The organism is Mucilaginibacter sp. (assembly GCF_035492695.1).
Classification (GTDB): domain Bacteria; phylum Bacteroidota; class Bacteroidia; order Sphingobacteriales; family Sphingobacteriaceae; genus Mucilaginibacter.
This window is the reverse complement of sequence record NZ_DATJJC010000017.1, coordinates 320,544-337,148: the sequence shown is the minus strand read 5'-3', so window position 1 is coordinate 337,148 and position 16,605 is coordinate 320,544. Positions and strand designations below refer to the sequence as shown.

The 16,605-nt window shown below is 44.5% G+C and carries 15 protein-coding genes; 3 read left to right on the top strand and 12 right to left on the bottom strand.

Annotation, left to right across the window (positions count from 1 at the left end; translation table 11 throughout):
- Positions 1-54 precede the first annotated feature (54 nt).
- Both VL525_RS12465 and VL525_RS12460 read right to left on the bottom strand, forming a co-directional pair.
- Positions 55-726, bottom strand: a complete 672-nt coding sequence (locus tag VL525_RS12465) for a DUF4136 domain-containing protein (RefSeq protein WP_325386998.1) — start codon at positions 724-726, stop codon at positions 55-57.
- A 64-nt stretch (positions 727-790) separates the two neighbouring features.
- On the bottom strand, positions 791-2,440 hold the full coding sequence (locus VL525_RS12460; RefSeq protein ID WP_325386996.1) for an NAD+ synthase: 1,650 nt from the start codon (positions 2,438-2,440) through the stop codon (positions 791-793).
- A gap of 69 nt (positions 2,441-2,509) precedes the next feature.
- On the opposite strand from VL525_RS12460, the gene gldB reads away from it, so the two are divergent.
- The gene (gene gldB, locus VL525_RS12455) at positions 2,510-3,556 is read left to right on the top strand and encodes a gliding motility lipoprotein GldB (protein ID WP_325386994.1); all 1,047 of its coding nucleotides are present in this window, start codon (positions 2,510-2,512) and stop codon (positions 3,554-3,556) included.
- Between the two features lie 93 nt (positions 3,557-3,649).
- Here the strand turns inward: gldB and VL525_RS12450 are convergent, their stop codons facing one another.
- From VL525_RS12450 to VL525_RS12405, 10 genes are all read right to left on the bottom strand, one after another.
- A complete protein-coding gene (locus VL525_RS12450; protein WP_325386992.1) occupies positions 3,650-3,838 on the bottom strand; it encodes a hypothetical protein in 189 nt (62 codons plus the stop codon).
- 73 nt (positions 3,839-3,911) lie between these two features.
- A complete protein-coding gene (locus tag VL525_RS12445) occupies positions 3,912-4,790 on the bottom strand; it encodes a DUF4349 domain-containing protein (protein ID WP_325386990.1) in 879 nt (292 codons plus the stop codon).
- Between the two features lie 322 nt (positions 4,791-5,112).
- The gene (atpG, locus tag VL525_RS12440) at positions 5,113-5,994 is read right to left on the bottom strand and encodes an ATP synthase F1 subunit gamma (protein ID WP_325386988.1); all 882 of its coding nucleotides are present in this window, start codon (positions 5,992-5,994) and stop codon (positions 5,113-5,115) included.
- A 117-nt stretch (positions 5,995-6,111) separates the two neighbouring features.
- A complete protein-coding gene (atpA, locus tag VL525_RS12435; RefSeq protein ID WP_325386986.1) occupies positions 6,112-7,686 on the bottom strand; it encodes a F0F1 ATP synthase subunit alpha in 1,575 nt (524 codons plus the stop codon).
- Between the two features lie 34 nt (positions 7,687-7,720).
- Positions 7,721-8,269 carry an ATP synthase F1 subunit delta gene (gene atpH / locus VL525_RS12430; protein WP_325386983.1) on the bottom strand — a complete coding sequence of 183 codons (549 nt, stop codon included), beginning with the start codon at positions 8,267-8,269 and terminating at the stop codon, positions 7,721-7,723.
- A gap of 102 nt (positions 8,270-8,371) precedes the next feature.
- Positions 8,372-8,866 (bottom strand): F0F1 ATP synthase subunit B, encoded by a 495-nt coding sequence (atpF, locus tag VL525_RS12425; RefSeq protein ID WP_325386981.1) that lies wholly within the window; start codon positions 8,864-8,866, stop codon positions 8,372-8,374.
- 95 nt (positions 8,867-8,961) lie between these two features.
- Positions 8,962-9,186 carry an ATP synthase F0 subunit C gene (atpE, locus tag VL525_RS12420; RefSeq protein WP_147034582.1) on the bottom strand — a complete coding sequence of 75 codons (225 nt, stop codon included), beginning with the start codon at positions 9,184-9,186 and terminating at the stop codon, positions 8,962-8,964.
- Between the two features lie 76 nt (positions 9,187-9,262).
- Positions 9,263-10,339, bottom strand: coding sequence for a F0F1 ATP synthase subunit A (gene atpB / locus VL525_RS12415; RefSeq protein ID WP_325386979.1), 1,077 nt, complete (start codon positions 10,337-10,339; stop codon positions 9,263-9,265).
- 15 nt (positions 10,340-10,354) lie between these two features.
- On the bottom strand, positions 10,355-10,741 hold the full coding sequence (locus VL525_RS12410; RefSeq protein WP_325386977.1) for a hypothetical protein: 387 nt from the start codon (positions 10,739-10,741) through the stop codon (positions 10,355-10,357).
- A gap of 379 nt (positions 10,742-11,120) precedes the next feature.
- The gene (locus tag VL525_RS12405) at positions 11,121-11,345 is read right to left on the bottom strand and encodes an AtpZ/AtpI family protein (protein ID WP_325386974.1); all 225 of its coding nucleotides are present in this window, start codon (positions 11,343-11,345) and stop codon (positions 11,121-11,123) included.
- 126 nt (positions 11,346-11,471) lie between these two features.
- Here VL525_RS12405 and VL525_RS12400 point away from each other — a divergent pair, with 126 nt between their 5' ends.
- Both VL525_RS12400 and VL525_RS12395 read left to right on the top strand, forming a co-directional pair.
- Entirely contained in the window at positions 11,472-14,237 is a 2,766-nt protein-coding gene (locus tag VL525_RS12400; protein ID WP_325386972.1) for a tetratricopeptide repeat protein, read from the top strand.
- Positions 14,238-14,273: 36 nt separating this feature from the next.
- Positions 14,274-16,529: a penicillin-binding protein 1A gene (locus VL525_RS12395; RefSeq protein ID WP_325386969.1), complete on the top strand. Its 2,256-nt coding sequence runs from the start codon at positions 14,274-14,276 to the stop codon at positions 16,527-16,529.
- Positions 16,530-16,605 lie beyond the last annotated feature (76 nt).

The following is a 16,605-nucleotide window of genomic DNA, read 5'->3' as shown; positions in this document are numbered from 1 at the left end:
CCCCGGAATTCATTCCCGGGAGGACAATTAAAACAATAATATATGAGGGGTAACTTATGACCTGATTGAGCGGCCGCCGGCAGTAGCAGGTGGAGCAAGGTTTAGTTGGCTAATGATACCATCTATCACCTTAGGCAGATCGTCAACATTTTTCTGCGGGTTATGATGAACCTCGCCTACCCCAAATCCACGCCATACGATCCGGTGTGTACGGGTATCGACCAGGTCGATGATAACAGTTCCTTCTTTATAATGCTCTTTTCCAACCGCAGTTGATCCCCCGTAATAAATGAATGGCGAGTATCCGTATCCATAATAAGGCCTATATCCTCCACCCCATCCCCAACCAGCGCCAAATCCCCAGCCACCATAGTAACCTAAGCCACCATAATAACCAGGCCCCGAGCTGTAATAAGTTGAAGCATAAACAGTTTTTGAACCACGGCCCACCATAGCACGATAGGTAACCAGCAGATCGGGATTATTGGGTTGAAGCCGTAATCCTTTTGCAGTTAAGGAAGCAACAGCGGCGTCTTTGATCTTCAGATCGGCGGCGGAACTGACATCCTGTGAGCGGTCTTTTCCTTGCGGCGGCATCCAGGCAAATGAACGGTATTGGCTCATGTTGGTTCTGTTGAGCCCGGCGGTATAGTAATCGTAACTGCTGCAGGATGATATGCCGGCAATAACCAGTAATACCAGCATTAGGTTTAGTATCGTTTTCATAGCAATTTCCCTTATTTCCGTTTGACTTGTCTTTTTAAAAAAGGTTTAATCTGAAATTGAATTTTTATGATAAATATTTACCCACTATCGGCATCCTCCGGCCCATACCAAACGCTTTTGGCGACACTCTTAGTATAGGCGGCGTTTGGTATCGTTTATGTTCGGCAATATTGACCAGTCGCAGCACCCTGCGCACGGTTTGCTCGTCGTACCCCATCCTGATGATCTCGCCCGAAGAACACCTGTTCTCGATGTATTGCATCAATATGGCGTCAAGAATATCATACTCCGGCAACGAGTCGGTATCCTTTTGATTCGGTCTTAATTCAGCCGATGGCGGTTTGACAATAGTATTCACCGGGATGATCTCGCGCTCGCGGTTAAGGTATCGCGCCAGTTCAAATACCTGTGTTTTGTAAACATCGCCTATAACGGAAATACCTCCGCACATATCGCCGTACAGTGTACCGTAGCCCACCGCAGCCTCGCTTTTATTTGATGTATTGAGTAGAATATAGCCGAATTTGTTGCACATCGCCATTAATACCACTGCCCTGCTTCGCGATTGAATATTTTCTTCTGCAATATTAAATGGCAAATTCTGGAACTGTGGGTGCAACGTCGATTCAAATGCTTCGGTAATATGCCTGATGGGAACGATCTCGTGCTTGCAGCCGAGGTTCTTAACCAAATCTTCGGCATCTTTAATGGAGTGGTCGCTTGAAAAGCGGGATGGTAACAATACGGCCATCACATTTTGCGGGCCAAGCGCCTCTGCGGCCAGCGCGCATACCACAGCCGAGTCGATACCGCCGGAAAGGCCCAATATTGCACTTTTGAAGCCCGATTTATAAAAATAGTCTTGTATACCTAACACCAGCGCCTGGTGTATCTGTTCGATATCGGCCTGTTTTTTTACCCGTATGGTAGCAGGTTGCAAAAGGACCACCGCTGATTTGTCTTCCAACTGATAGTAAGATACCTGTTCCTTAAAATACGGTAGCTCATCGGCCATATTCCCGGCATTGTCAAAAACCAGCGAGCCGCCGTCAAATATCAGTTCGGTTTGTGCACCTACGTGGTTTACATAGAAAAGCGGCAGCCCATACCGCTGCGCATTATCGCTTAGTATCTTGATCCGCTCTTCGTCGTGATTATAAGCAAACGGCGACGCAGCAATGTTGATCATTACATCAGGTTCTTCTTTGATCAGCATATCCATCGGGCGGGTGACATATAAGGGGTTCTCAATGGTGTTCCAAAGGTCCTCGCAAATCGTCAACGCAATTCGGTGACCTTTAAAATCAATACATTTGAAGGTGGTCGACGGTTCAAAATAGCGGTACTCATCAAAAATATCGTAATTGGGCAGCAGGGCCTTGTTTACTATGGCCTTCACCCGGCCATTTTCAATAAAGTAGGCCGAGTTGTTCAGATCCTTCCCCTCAGGGTTATTATTTACGGTCGGCAAGCCAATAATACAAGCAATGTTGTGGCATTCGGCAGCTATTTTTTTGGCGGCGTCTTCGCAAAGGCCTATATATTCTTTAAATTCGAGAAAGTCGCGCGAGGGGTATCCGCACACGCATAGTTCGGCAAATACAACAAGGTCGGCGCCCTGCTGTTCGGCCTGGTGGATATGGGTGATAATTTTGGCGGTATTCGATTCAAAATTACCAACATGGTAATTAAGCTGTGCCAGTGCGATCTTCATATATGGACGATAATAATTTTGGCTATGCTAATGCGGCTTAAAAAACTAATTTTGCTAAAAGAACGAAAAATGATCTTCTATCCTATCAAGCCTAAGCAAATTTACCTAATTTTTTTTACGGCATTGCTATTCGCCTCTTGCGGGCGCTCCAAAAAAGTTGATGTCAGCAATATTGATGTTAATGTGACAATCGAGCGTTTTGATCATGATATGAACGCCATGGAAGCCAAGCCTATTGCGCCGCAGGCAGTGTACATGCAAAAAAAATACGGTCCATTTTACACGGATTTTATGGAGCGCATTATCCAGGTAGGTGAAACACGGGACACCGGCTATTTTAAAACCCTTCGCGAAATATTTGCCGCCGGGCCGTATAACGAGGTTAAACACGAAGTAGATTCGATATTCCCCAACATGGATAAAGAGAATGCCGAACTCACCGATGCTTTCAAACACGTCAAATATTATTATCCTAATAAAGCTCTGCCAAGGCTTTTTGCCTATTTTTCGGGTTTCCAGGGAGCGCAAATCACCATTGGGAACGGCTATTATGGTATCGGCCTCGACCTGTTTTTAGGGGCAAATTCTAAATTCTACACAGCAAATGCAATTCGCGAGGTATTCCCGCATTATATTTCGAAGCGTTTTACCCCGGATTATATAACGCCGCGGGTGGTGGAGGTGATGGCCAGGGAGGATATGTTCCCCGAAAGCGATAAGGATAAATCCCTGCTATCGCGAATGGTATATAACGGCAAGATCATGTATTTTATGGACAAGATATTGCCGGATATGGCCGATACGCTAAAAATCGGTTATACCGGCAAGCAATTGAAGTGGTGCAACGATTTTAAGTCGCAGATATGGGCTTATTTTCTTGGAGAGAACCTTTTGTATGAGTCCGACTACGAAAAGATACAAAAATATTTAGGCGAGGCCCCTTTTACGCCAGGATTGGGTGAGAAAAATGATGCAGCACCGAGGCTGGCGGTATGGACCGGCTGGCAGATAGTAAAAGAATACATGAATAAAAATCCTGATGTGACGGTGCAGCAACTAATGGCCGACCAGGATGCGCAGAAAATATTGAATGGCTCGAAGTACAGGCCCAAGTAGTGATCAGTGATTGGAGGCTGGCGATTAGGGCGGCCATAAAAAAAGCGTGCTGAAATATCAGCACGCTTTTTAGTTTATATTTTAAACAGGGATCTACTTCAGTATGGCGAAGATAGCTCTCAGGGCGATGGCTACGCCTAAAATTAACAGGATATTAGCTATCCAGGTATACAAATGGGTTTCATTAATAAACCGGAGGTATATGCCTGCAATGCCGACAATTACGGCAAAAACTATCAATACGTAGTGTTTTTCCTCGTTAGCTTCCTCTGTTTTGTTCATCTTCTTTTAAGCTTGAATGATTTGTCACAAAAATAGAAATGTTTAGCTAAAGTTTGGCAAATAGTTTAAACTTTTATGCGGCGGGCGCCTGCATTTTTTTCTGATGTTTTTTGTAGTAAACAAAGCAACGCCATGTAAGCACGCCGCTTAGGATAAATACCCATATGTTTGCCAACCCTATCACGATGTCAATAAATATTGACCAACCATCCGCAAGGGCCAAACCAAGCCGCTGCAAGAAAGGGATGTTATAAACAGCAGGATCATCGTTTGCTATCACTTCTTTCAGTATCGAATTACCCTGGTAAAAGTTGAGACTAACAGTGCTGAATTTTACATCGGCATCAGTACGCAGGTTCGCGATCTTCTCATCTACCATATCATCCTTCAGCAAAAGCACGCCGGCTGGATTCTTTATTTTTATCCTCCCGCTTTTTTGCTGGCTTATCAGTTCCTCTCTATCTTTCAGCTTTAGTTGTGCCGATAAATATTCAAGTGTTTTGTCTTCGATATCCATCCGGCTCATATTGACGTATATACCCATTCGGCTCACTTTGGAAGTAAACTCTTCTAATTTTTCTGAAGGCACCCGAACGGTCATATCGCCGGTAATGCTGTAAGCCGCTATTCGCATAATCGAATCATTGCTGACGTGTACATCCCTGGTTGGTCCGGCTGATGATTGTAGCTGGTGGTGCATAACCATGCCGCCATATCCTTTGCTCAGCACAGCTATATCCTCCCCGGTCTGACGTACGTCCTTAACCCGCATACTAATGTCGGCTGTTTTTACCAGCTTTTCCGCTGGGGATTTGGTGGTGTCGGCTACCGACACGGTATCAGCCGTCGCAGCTGACCTGTTATTTATGAATTCATAGTCTTTGGATGATTTCCCTTTGCAGGCAGCCAGCAAGGCCAAAGGCACGACAAGGAGCAAAATTTGTGTTTTCATAATTCGTCAGTTTAAATTGATTTCTCATTAATACCAACCAAAACAAAATAGTAACCCTGTTAAATAATTTTTAACAAAATATAGTTCTAAAAATTATAATTTCACGGAATATTATTCCAATAAAAATCACTATGCAGATTGCACAGAAAATAATGGACGAGATATATTATTAATACCTGACAGGCAAAAAAGTAACCTTAATTTTTTTTTGGGAACCTGGAAATTGTCAATAGATTCTTCGCTTGGCTCAGAATGACAAATCAGTAGGAAAACAAAAGGCCTCCTACCAGGAAGCCTTTCAAATATCATTTAAAATAATTTATCAGTTTGATGACAAAGCCGCTGCGCCGCTTACAATTTCGGTAAGCTCGGTTGTGATGGCTGCCTGGCGTGCCTGGTTGTACGATAATTTAAGCGCTTTTAATAGCTCGCCTGCATTATCTGTCGCCTTATCCATAGCAGTCATACGTGCGCCGTGTTCTGATGCATGTGAATCCAATATGGCTTTGTACAGTTGTATCTTGATGTTCTTCGGTATTAATTGCTCTACGATCTCTTCCTGCGATGGTTCAAGAATATAGTCGACCTGGTGGGCCGTGTCTACCTTCTTTTCAGATTTAGGAACCGGGAGCAGCTGCTCAACCGTCAGTATCTGCATGGCAGCGTTTTTAAACTGGTTGTAAACAACCTCAACGCGGTCAAATTCACCTTTCAGGAAACCTTCCATGATGGCTTCGGTTACTTTCGATACATTCAGGAAATTGAGCGAATTAAATAGCTCGTTATTATCTCCTATCACATTGTATTTGCGGCGCTGATAATATTCCTGGCTTTTTTTACCGATACCGACAATCGATATATTGCCTGCCTTATGCTGGGCACTGTATTTTTCGGATATCAGGTTGTTAGCCGTTTTTATTGCGTTGGCATTAAAGGCGCCTGCCAAACCACGGTTCGACGAAACAACAACGATCAGCACCTTGTTCGGTTCGCGTTCCTGCAAAAACGGCGACGAACCATCCTCCAGCGATGCCGAAAGGTTTGCAAGCATATCCTTTAGCTTGTTAGCGTAAGGGCGCAACTGCATGATCGCATTGGTGGCGCGCTTCAGTTTTGCCGCCGAAACCATTTTCATGGCCTTGGTGATCTGCTGTGTCGACGTTACCGACGATATCCTGTTTCTTACTTCTTTTAAATTAGCCATTTATTGGATGTGCAAATTTCAAATGTGCAGATGTGCAAATTTCTTTGCGTTATTTCAATTGATCAAGTGTACGGATATACAATCATCTGCATATTCGCATATCCGCACATTTGCGCATTAATACTTCCCGGCCAGTTCCTTTGCTACTGTTTCCAGTACGCCGGTTATCTCGTCATCCAGTTTACCGGCTTTCAGGGCAGCCAATGTTTGCGGGTGACGTAATTCCAACTGGGTAGTATATTCGTTCTCGAATTCTTTGATCTTGTTAACCGGTACGTTACGCATCAGGTTTTTAGTACCTGCGTAAACCATAGCCACCTGCTTTTCAACGGTCACCGGCGAATACTGGCCTTGTTTCAATATCTCCACGTTACGTGCACCTTTATCAAGCACGGTTTTGGTAGAAGCATCCAGGTCTGAACCGAATTTCGAGAAGGCTTCCAACTCGCGGAACTGAGCCTGGTCGAGCTTCAATGTACCCGCAACCTTTTTCATCGATTTGATCTGTGCGTTACCACCCACACGCGATACCGAGATACCTACGTTAATGGCAGGGCGAACACCAGCGTTGAACAGGTTTGACTCCAGGAATATCTGGCCGTCGGTGATCGAGATCACGTTGGTCGGGATATAAGCTGATACGTCACCTGCCTGTGTTTCGATGATCGGTAATGCAGTTAACGAACCGCCGCCTTTAGCGATATCTTTGATCGAGTCGGGAAGATCGTTCATTGCCTGTGCGATCGAGTCGTTGGCGTTGATCTTAGCGGCACGTTCCAGTAAACGGCTGTGCAGGTAAAATACGTCACCTGGATAAGCCTCACGGCCCGGAGGACGACGCAACAGCAGCGACACCTCGCGGTAAGCAACAGCCTGTTTCGACAAATCATCATAGATGATCAAAGCAGGGCGGCCTGTATCGCGGAAAAACTCGCCGATTGCGGCGCCTGCAAATGGTGCGAAGAACTGCATTGGAGCAGGGTCGGCAGCGCTTGCAGACACAACAATGGTATAAGGCATGGCACCGTTCTCTTCCAGCGTACGAACAATGTTCGCAACGGTTGAAGATTTCTGGCCGCAAGCCACATATATACACAATACCGGCTGGCCGGCAGCGTAAAATTCCTTCTGATTGATAATGGTATCGATACAAACGGCGGTCTTACCTGTCTGGCGGTCGCCGATAACCAACTCACGCTGGCCGCGGCCGATGGGGATCATCGCGTCGATGGCTTTGATGCCTGTTTGCAACGGCTCGGTAACCGGCTGACGGTAAATTACACCGGGTGCTTTGCGCTCCAAGGGCATTTCATAGGTTTTACCTGTTATCGCACCCTTGCCATCAATTGGCTGGCCCAACGTATTTACTACACGGCCAAGCATCCCGTCGCCAACGTTGATCGAAGCGATCTTTTTGGTACGTTTGATGGTATCGCCCTCTTTTACCCCGTCCGATTTGCCAAGCAATACCACACCCACGTTGTCTTCTTCCAGGTTTAGCACGATACCTTGCAGGCCGGTCTCAAATTCAACCAACTCACCCGATTGTACTTTTGTTAATCCGTAAACGCGGGCAATACCATCGCCCACCTGAAGTACCGTTCCTACTTCTTCTAATTCAGATTCTGACTTGAAGCCCGACAATTGCTGGCGCAATATGGCTGATACTTCGTCTGGTCTTACCTCTACCATTTTTTATTTATTTAGAGTTTTGTTTTTTTTATAATTATTGATTCACGCCGTGGGCGAAGTCTGATTTCAATTTCTTTAAGCTGGCCAGCAAACTGGTGTCAACCTGCAGGTCGCCTATTTTAAGTACAAAGCCGCCTATCAGGTTATGATCAACTTTAGTATGTAATTCGATATCACCACCGGTGGTTGCCTTCAATTCGGCGATTATCTGCTTTTTATTTTCGTCAGATAATGGAGTCGCGGATGTTACATAAGCCCTTGTGATGTTTTTTATAACATTATACTGGTTTATGAATTCTTTCGCGGTAGCATACAACACTTCCGAGCGGCTCTTGTTAACCATGATCTTGAAAAACGATTCAGTAATCTTGTGCACCTTACCCGAAAAAATCGCTTCCAGTATCTTGATCTTTTTATCATGGGCAACAATGGGGTTAGCCAAAATTGCCTGAAGCTGGAAATTAGCTCTTAAGGTATGTGTAAAAAGCTCCATATCTTTCCTGATCGCCTCAAGAGCTTTTTCCTCTTCGGCAAGATCGATCAACGATTTGGCGTACCTGTTTGCAACTGTTAATTCAGACATATCTTTTTTGTTTCGAATTTCGGGTTTACGATTCCGAATTTTCTTATTGCGCTCCGGATGATCAATTCAACAAATTCGAAATTGAACATTCGGAATCCGATATTATTTCAACTTCACCTCACGCAACAGGTCAGCCACCAAAGCATCCTGCTTTTTCTGATCTTCAAACTGTTTGCGCAATATTTTTTCAGCTATCTCGATAGACAATGTAGCCACTTGGTTTTTCACATCGGCCATTGCTATGGCTTTTTGATTATCTATTTCCAAACGCGCACGCTCTATCATACGGCTGCCTTCAGCATTGGCCGCTTCTTTAGCATCTGCTACTATCTGGTCCTTCATTTGCTTGGCTTCCTTCAATATCTCGTCGCGTTCGATACGGGCCTGTTTTAACAGGGCATCGTTCTCACTGGTGAGGCGTGCCATCTCTTCTTTAGCGGCTTCAGCCATTGAAAGCGCACTTTCAATAGATTTCTCGCGTTCGCTTATCGCCGTTAATATCGGCCTCCAGGCGTACTTGCCTAAAATGATCAGCAGGATAATGAATGAAAGGGCTGTCCAGAAAACTAAACCAATCTCAGGTTTAACTAATTCCATAATTCAGTCTATTTTATAAAATTATAACTTCATTAATTAAAAACATCCCGGTGCCAACCGCCCCGGGCTGTTTTTGTTTTTTTTGCCTGACCCGATTAGAGCAGGGCAACTACCACAGCAAACAAAGCAACACCTTCTACAAGAGCTGCAGCGATGATCATGTTTGTTTGAATTTTTGAGATAGCTTCAGGCTGGCGTGCGATAGCTTCAACAGCTTTACCGCCGATCTGGCCGATACCGATACCAGCACCGATAGCAGCTAAACCTGCACCAAGAGCAGCAACGTTACCAAAAACAGTAGTAGCAGCGGCTAAAACCATTCCAGCGTGTCCAATCATTCCAGTCATTGTTTGATAAATTTAAACGTGTATATATTAATAGATAATTAATTCAATATTAATGATGCTCTTCGATAGCCATCCCAATGAACAGCGACGAAAGCATAGTAAAGATATAAGCCTGCAAAAACGCCACCAGCAATTCTATAGTATCGATAAATACAGTGAATGCCACTGATACCGGCGATATCCATATTGTGTTAAAAATGAATATCAGGGATATCAAACTTAGCACGATGATGTGGCCTGCGGTAATATTTGCAAACAAACGTATCATTAAAGCGAACGGGCGTGATATTACCGATATCAGCTCCACCGGCACCATAATGATATACAACCATATAGGTATAGGCGGCATAAATATGTGTTTCCAGTAATATTTATTAGCGCTGAAGTTAACCACCAGCAGCGTAATGGTAGCCAGTGTTAAGGTAACAGCGATATTTCCCGTCAGGTTAAAACCGCCGGGGAAAACGGGGATCATTCCGAATAAATTATTGATCAGGATAAAAAAGAAAATGGTAAGCAGCAAAGGCATGTACTTTGTGTACTTGACGCCAATGTTCGGGATAGCCACATCATCACGTATAAACAGGATAAGTGGCTCAAGGAACGATTGCAATCCTTTTGGAGCTTTACCAACGCGCTTTTTGTAGCTCGACGATATGGTTAGGAATACGATAAGCAGCAGGCCGAAAGTCATAAACATACTGATCACGTTACGGGTAATGGAAAAATCCCACACTCGTTTGTTGGCTGCTTCATCGATATTGCCCGAAGCGTCAACCACCGCTATTTTATTGCCTTCAAGCTTGTAGCTATATTTTTCCCCTGCATACACTGTTCCCTCAGGCAGCAGTTTTGCTGACGAAAATTGCTCCAAACCCTTATCTGTATAAAGGATAACAGGCAAGGGTATTTTTGTTTCCTTTACCAACGGAAACACTACCGGCCAAAAGTGAGAATCGCTGATGTGTTCCATGATCACATCCTTCGGCTCAAACTTCTTTTCGGCCCCCTCCGATGCCTTTTCCTGGGCGGATGCTGATTTTGAAAATGTGCCTGCGAGCAAAAAAAACGCGCAAATGAAGAAAATGTTAAAAATTTTTGAGTTCAAAATCTTGCCGCTTGTCATCTAAAATGAAGTTTTCTACCTTAAATTTTTGTGCCGCAAGTTACGTAACAGAACATAAACTTCAAAGACCATATTTAATAAATAAATATAAAAAAAATCACCTACGAAAACGTACTTATTAACCTTATTTTTCATCGAAAAGATGACAATAAAGAATATGCAGGCCAATATTTTTATTGTGGTACCTGCCAGGAAAGCCTGGGTTGTATAGTCCTTGTTTTTTTGCTGGATGAACAATATCAGCCCTACTACCAAAAACGTAAAGCCGGAGATATAAAAAAAGACCAGCCAAAAGTGCGCTACCAGCCAATCGTCGTAACCATTGTGCTGTAAAGCAATGGGCGGAATAGCCAGACAGATAGTAAATAAAAGATAATAGAATATGGCCGTGCTAAGTTTCATTTACTTTGTTTGGGTGCTCCCTGATTTATGAAGTGCAAAGGTGCAGATTTTTATTGTTTTACGAATAAAATTATATCATCCCCGCCGGGAAATCACTTTTAAAAACACATTGATAAATAGCGGGTCGCCAACCGAGCCTTTTTCAAATTTGTTTCATAGTGGCCCACTGCCAGTCCCGATTTGCCTATGGTTAACACGTTTTTTATTAAAATCAATTTAATTTACTGATTATAAGATATTTAGATAATAAATACCTGGAATTGTGTTAACCATGTTAACCCCTCCTTTTGTTTAAATAGCTCTTAAAGGGCGTCATTGGCGCCCTGCTTTAAAAGCGATCGTCTTGACCATCCTTCACGTTTCTTGCCATCACTATTGTTCATTTTTTAAGAGATGCGATAACGATGTACAATGAGATGAAAACGCCCACAAGCGCCAGTACCGCGGCGACCCATTTAGTTTGATGGCCGGCGGACTGATCGATCTTAGTTCCCAGGTAGGCAAGCCCGCCGATGATAACGATCATCTGGAAGCCAAGGCCGGAGTATTTCGCATAGGCATTGATGGAACGGCCGTCCTTATTATTTGGTTCATTATTAGTCATCTGCAAATTTATTGATCCTATTGCATACTATTTAGTAAATTAGCAAGGCTTTTATAAACTGTTGTTTTTACTTTGAGGCGCACTTCTGAAACATCTGTCTTTCGACGAATATACTTCCCGGTTTTAGTGCTGTTAATAGCAGGATGCTCACTCGAAAAGAAAAGCGGCTTCAACCGCGCGATGCAAAACCTGACGGCTCATTACAATATCCTTTTTGACGCCAACGAGATACTCCGCGAGAAGCAGGAGAGTTATGCTTTGTCCTTCGTCGATTCTTATAATGAGATATTACGCGTTTACCAGGACACTACGGCCCAAAGCGGCACCCCGGATAAAGATCTGGAAGAGGCGAAAGCAAAAGGTAACAAGATCATTAATATTAAAGAGCAAAGCCATTACCTCGGCGATGCTTACCTGGTTTTAGGAAAAGCCGATTACCTTGAGGCTAACTACTTCGACGCGGCGGAATATTTCAGTTACGTGGTAAGATCGTTCCCCACGGAAAAAAAACTGGCAGAAGAAGCATTAATGTGGAAAGCGCGGACACTCATCTACCTGAATGAATTACCCAAAGCAAAACTGGCTATAGACTCGGCTGTTTCAAACATCGATAAAAAAACAAAGAAGAGCACTATTGCGGATATTTACGCTACGAAGCTGCAATATGATATCGATGTGCAGAATTATGAAGAAGGCGAACAGACGGCGAAAAAGGCCATACAATTCTGTCGTAATAAAGGTCAGCGCCTGCGCTGGACTTTCATTATGGCCCAATTGCAGGAATTGAACAACAAGGCGACAGACGCTTATAAAAATTACAGCAGCATAGTAAATAGTAACGCAGCGTTCGAAATGGCATTCAATGCTAATTTGAACCGTATCAGGATAGAGCAAAATGAAAATGGGACAAAGGCTAATCGTATAGACCGGCTGCGCAGCCTCATCAAAAACGAGAATAACAAAGATTTTATAGACCAGGTATACTACCAGGTTGCGCAGTTATATTACACTGACAAAGACCTGAACAACGCCATCAAAAACTATCACCTTTCTATAAACTATAGCCGAAAGAATCAAAATCAGAAGGGCCTCTCCTATCTGCGACTGGCAGATATTTATTTTAAGGACCGGGGTGATTATGTAGCCGCTAAGAAATATTATGACAGTACCCTGTTTAGCTTATCACCAGGCTATCCGGGTTATCAAACCATCAAAAAGAAAAGTGATAACCTGCAATTGCTTGCCGACCGGTTCAGCATCATATCGAGAGAAGATACCTTACAAATGCTGGCAAAGCTGGATGACAAAGCAAGGGGCGCTCGTATTGATGCTATGGTAAGCAACGAAATATTACACCGGCAACAAGTGCAAACAGGTATCGACAATGCCATAGCTTCAAGTAATGCCTCGCCGGGCGGGCCTCAGGGGGGCACGGGAAGTACGTTTTATTTTTATAATAGCAATGCTGTCAGTCAGGGATATAATGATTTTAAGCGGCGATGGGGTAACCGCAAGCTGGAAGATAATTGGCGAAGAAGCAACAAAACAAATAGCAATGCATCATCAGGCACAGCTGAAAGCATTGACCCTGATGCGCCGGCCGACCAGGCGGCGAAAAGCAAGGGGGTTAATGCCGGCGATTATCGCAAACAGTTGATAGAAAACCTGCCCCTGACACCGGAGAAACTCGCCACATCGAACAAGCTTATCTATGATGCTTATTTTGACGTTGCTAATTTTTACCGGGATATACTGGGTGACCGGAAAGAAGCTATCGCGACCTATGAACTACTGCTGAACCGCTTCCCAGACAGCCCCGACAAACCGGCATTATATTATAATTTGTACCGGCTATATACCGATGACAACAACCAGGCAAAGGCAGATGAATATAAAAACCTATTGCTGAAAAACTTTCCGGAAACGCCATTTGCGAAAATCATTATCGACCCCGATTACGGCAAGAAATTGAACGATGCCGATGCAGAGTTAACAGAAAAATATAACCAGGTTTACGATGCTTTTTCAAAACCTGATTACCAGCAAGCCGTAACCCTGATAGACGCCCTGCAAAAGCAACGGCCAGGCAATAAATGGGCCGCTCAGTTGGATTACCTTCGGGCAATAGCTGAAGGGCATTTAGAAAAACTGGACCCTTTCAAAGCCGACCTTACCGCTATAATGAGTAAGTATCCAAACGATAGGCTTATAACCCCATTGGTGAAGCAACACCTGGTTTATCTTGACGCCAACCGCGAGGCTTTATTAAAAAGGCCCGTTGTGCTGACCGAAAAAGACCCAAATGAGGAACCTTTTGTACCGGCAATGACCGAAGCGCAACAGGCCGCTATTAAATACAATAACCTGCTTGCCGAACAACAGGTTGCTGCGGTAAAGCAGGCCGAAGCCGCAAAAGTTGTGAAAGACCCATTAACGGGTAAGCCTGTCGTAGAAAAGCCCGACTCGGCGCGGGCCAACGCTGTGCAAGGAAAAACTACGCTGCCCGGTAAGGAGCCGGCTAAATCGTCCATATTTTCGATGCGCGACAGCACGAATTACTATTTTGTAGTAAATGTAAGTACGGCTACCGTAAACCTGGCTTCATCGCGTTTTGGCATAGGGCAGTTTAACCGCGCCAACCTGGCTGGCAGCGCCATTAAACACCAGTTGATGAGCGTGGGCGATAATAACCAACTGATTTACGTGGGACGTTTCTATAGCCTTGGGGCGGTTAAAGATTATGCCCGCGCCATTATCCCCCTAATGCCCGATATTATGAAAGTTCCGAAGGACCAGTACAGCTTTTTTATCATTACGCAGGAAAATTTGGATAAACTGAACAATAAATCTACGCTGGACAGTTATATAGATTATTACCAGAATAATTATTGAAATAGCTACTATTGCTTAAAATTAAATTGAAAGAGAATGATCGTCGTTAAATTATCGCAACAGGATATCAGGAGGTACAACGGCTATATATGGAAGTTTTTCATCACTTGCTTCCTGTTGGTGGTACTGCTGATAGTCGGAACATATTTCGGTATTTTCGGCCCGTTGCCATCATTCCGCGACCTGGAAAACCCAAAAAGTAACCAGGCTTCCGAGATCATCTCATCCGACAAACAAACGTTAGGCACCTATTATGTCGAGAACCGGTCGAATGTAACCTACAAAGAAATATCGCCCAATGTTATCCATGCACTGGTGGCCACAGAGGATGAGCGCTTTTACGACCATTCTGGTATCGATTTCAGGCGACAGTTTACGATCCTGTTTCTCAATATTTTTAAAAGCCAGGGTGGTAGTACCATTACCCAACAGTTAGCGAAGAACCTGTTTACCGAACATCCTTCACGAAATAAGATCGTGCGCTTTACCCAAAAAATGAAGGAGTGGATAACGGCTGTTAATTTGGAAAGGCGCTATACCAAGGAAGAGATTATCACCATGTACCTGAATAAGGTAGATTTCGGCGCATACAATACTTTTGGCATCAAGTCGGCGGCGCGCACCTATTTTAATACAACGCCGGATAAGCTTACACCCGACCAGGCCGCTATGCTGATAGCTATGATCAACGGGCCGGGGTATTATTCGCCGATCAATCACCCCGACCGCCTTTTGAACAGGCGTAATTACGTAGTGCTTACCCAAATGGCTAAATTAGGTTACCTGAGCGAAGGACAACTGGCCGAATTTAAAGCCAAGCCGCTGGGGCTGCATTTTAACCGGATAACGCACAACGACGGGCCTGCCCCATACTTTAGGGCAGTATTGAAAAGAGAGGTACAGAAAATATTAGAGGATGAGTCGATCGTGAGAGCCGACGGTACGCCTTATGATCTTGATCGTGATGGCCTGAAAATTTACACCACCATTAATTATACGATGCAGCAGTATGCCGAGGAGGCCCAGGCTGAATATATGCGCCAGCTGCAGGTACAGTTCAATAGCCATTGGAAGGGATATAGTTTATATAAAAGCATTAAAAACTTCAAACTATTGCTCGACCAGGGTATGCACCGGTCCGACAGGTATAAAGCCGATACGTTGCAGGGCATGTCGGCTGAGGAGATCAAAAAAGATTTCAATACCCCTACCAAAGTTGAACTGTTTACGTGGAAAGGCGATACTACGATGACGATGAAACCGATCGATTCTATTGTTTACTCGAAATTACTGCTTCGGAATTCGATGATGAGCATGGACCCGACCACCGGGTACATCAAAGCCTGGGTTGGCGGCATCAATTTCGAACATTTCAAGTACGACCAGGTAAAATACGGTACCCGGCAGGTAGGTTCTACAGCAAAACCATTTACCTACGCAGTGGCGATAGACAACGGTTATTCGCCGTGCTTAAAGGTGGATAACGTCCCGGTTGAAATTGATATACCGGGCCAGGCCCCGTATAGTCCGCGACAATCACAATCCGATTTGCAGCCTGGAGCTATAACCTTAAGAACCGCACTTGCTTTTTCGCAGAACTACGTTACAGCCTGGGTGATGAAGCAGATTGGCCCGGTGCTGGTTATGAACCAGATCAAAAAAATGGGGATAACCAGCGAAGTACCACCCTACCCTTCAATCTGCCTGGGGTCGTTTAATGCGTCGGTTTTTGATATGACGGGCGCCTATTCTGTTTTCGCCAACCACGGCATATGGACGGAACCGACATTTATACTACGCATAGAAGATAAAAAAGGCAACGTATTATATACCCACAAACCACGCGTTACCCAAGCCATGAACGAGCAAACAGCTTATGTGATGACCTACATGCTTAAAGGTGTTATTGAAAATGGCACAGGATCGCGGCTTACCTACAAATATGGTATCCGTAACCCTGTTGGCGGCAAAACCGGCACTACGCAGGATAACTCTGACGGTTGGTTCATCGGTATCACACCGCAGTTGGTTACCGGTGTGTGGACAGGCTGCGAGGACAGGGACATCCACTTCAGGTCGACACGGCTTGGCGAAGGCGCCAATACGGCATTGCCTATATTTGCCGGCTTTATGAAGCGTGTGTATGCCAATGAATCGCTTGGTATCAAAAAGAATGTCGACTTCGATCCTCCAAAATCACCATTGACGGTAACGCTCGATTGCAGCGCTTACGATCAGCAGCAACAAGTACAGAACCCGGCATCGGATGTGGACAAGAAACTTGGGTTTTGATTTTGCCGGAATGTTGTAAAGTTTGAATGTTGTAAGGTTCGCCCCAATGGCTGATAACCTAATAACTAATGACAGT

Bases quoted from the DNA above. Each gene is read 5' to 3' on its own strand.
- atpF (WP_325386981.1), bottom strand. From the start codon at position 8,866: ATGGAATTAGTTAAACCTGAGATTGGTTTAGTTTTCTGGACAGCCCTT.
- VL525_RS12410 (WP_325386977.1), bottom strand. From the start codon at position 10,741: ATGAAACTTAGCACGGCCATATTCTATTATCTTTTATTTACTATCTGT.
- VL525_RS12450 (WP_325386992.1), bottom strand. From the start codon at position 3,838: ATGAACAAAACAGAGGAAGCTAACGAGGAAAAACACTACGTATTGATA.
- VL525_RS12460 (WP_325386996.1), bottom strand. From the start codon at position 2,440: ATGAAGATCGCACTGGCACAGCTTAATTACCATGTTGGTAATTTTGAA.
- atpA (WP_325386986.1), bottom strand. From the start codon at position 7,686: ATGGTAGAGGTAAGACCAGACGAAGTATCAGCCATATTGCGCCAGCAA.
- VL525_RS12465 (WP_325386998.1), bottom strand. From the start codon at position 726: ATGAAAACGATACTAAACCTAATGCTGGTATTACTGGTTATTGCCGGC.
- atpH (WP_325386983.1), bottom strand. From the start codon at position 8,269: ATGTCTGAATTAACAGTTGCAAACAGGTACGCCAAATCGTTGATCGAT.
- atpG (WP_325386988.1), bottom strand. From the start codon at position 5,994: ATGGCTAATTTAAAAGAAGTAAGAAACAGGATATCGTCGGTAACGTCG.
- VL525_RS12395 (WP_325386969.1), top strand. From the start codon at position 14,274: ATGATCGTCGTTAAATTATCGCAACAGGATATCAGGAGGTACAACGGC.
- atpE (WP_147034582.1), bottom strand. From the start codon at position 9,186: ATGGTTTTAGCCGCTGCTACTACTGTTTTTGGTAACGTTGCTGCTCTT.
- gldB (WP_325386994.1), top strand. From the start codon at position 2,510: ATGATCTTCTATCCTATCAAGCCTAAGCAAATTTACCTAATTTTTTTT.
- VL525_RS12445 (WP_325386990.1), bottom strand. From the start codon at position 4,790: ATGAAAACACAAATTTTGCTCCTTGTCGTGCCTTTGGCCTTGCTGGCT.
- VL525_RS12405 (WP_325386974.1), bottom strand. From the start codon at position 11,345: ATGACTAATAATGAACCAAATAATAAGGACGGCCGTTCCATCAATGCC.
- atpB (WP_325386979.1), bottom strand. From the start codon at position 10,339: ATGACAAGCGGCAAGATTTTGAACTCAAAAATTTTTAACATTTTCTTC.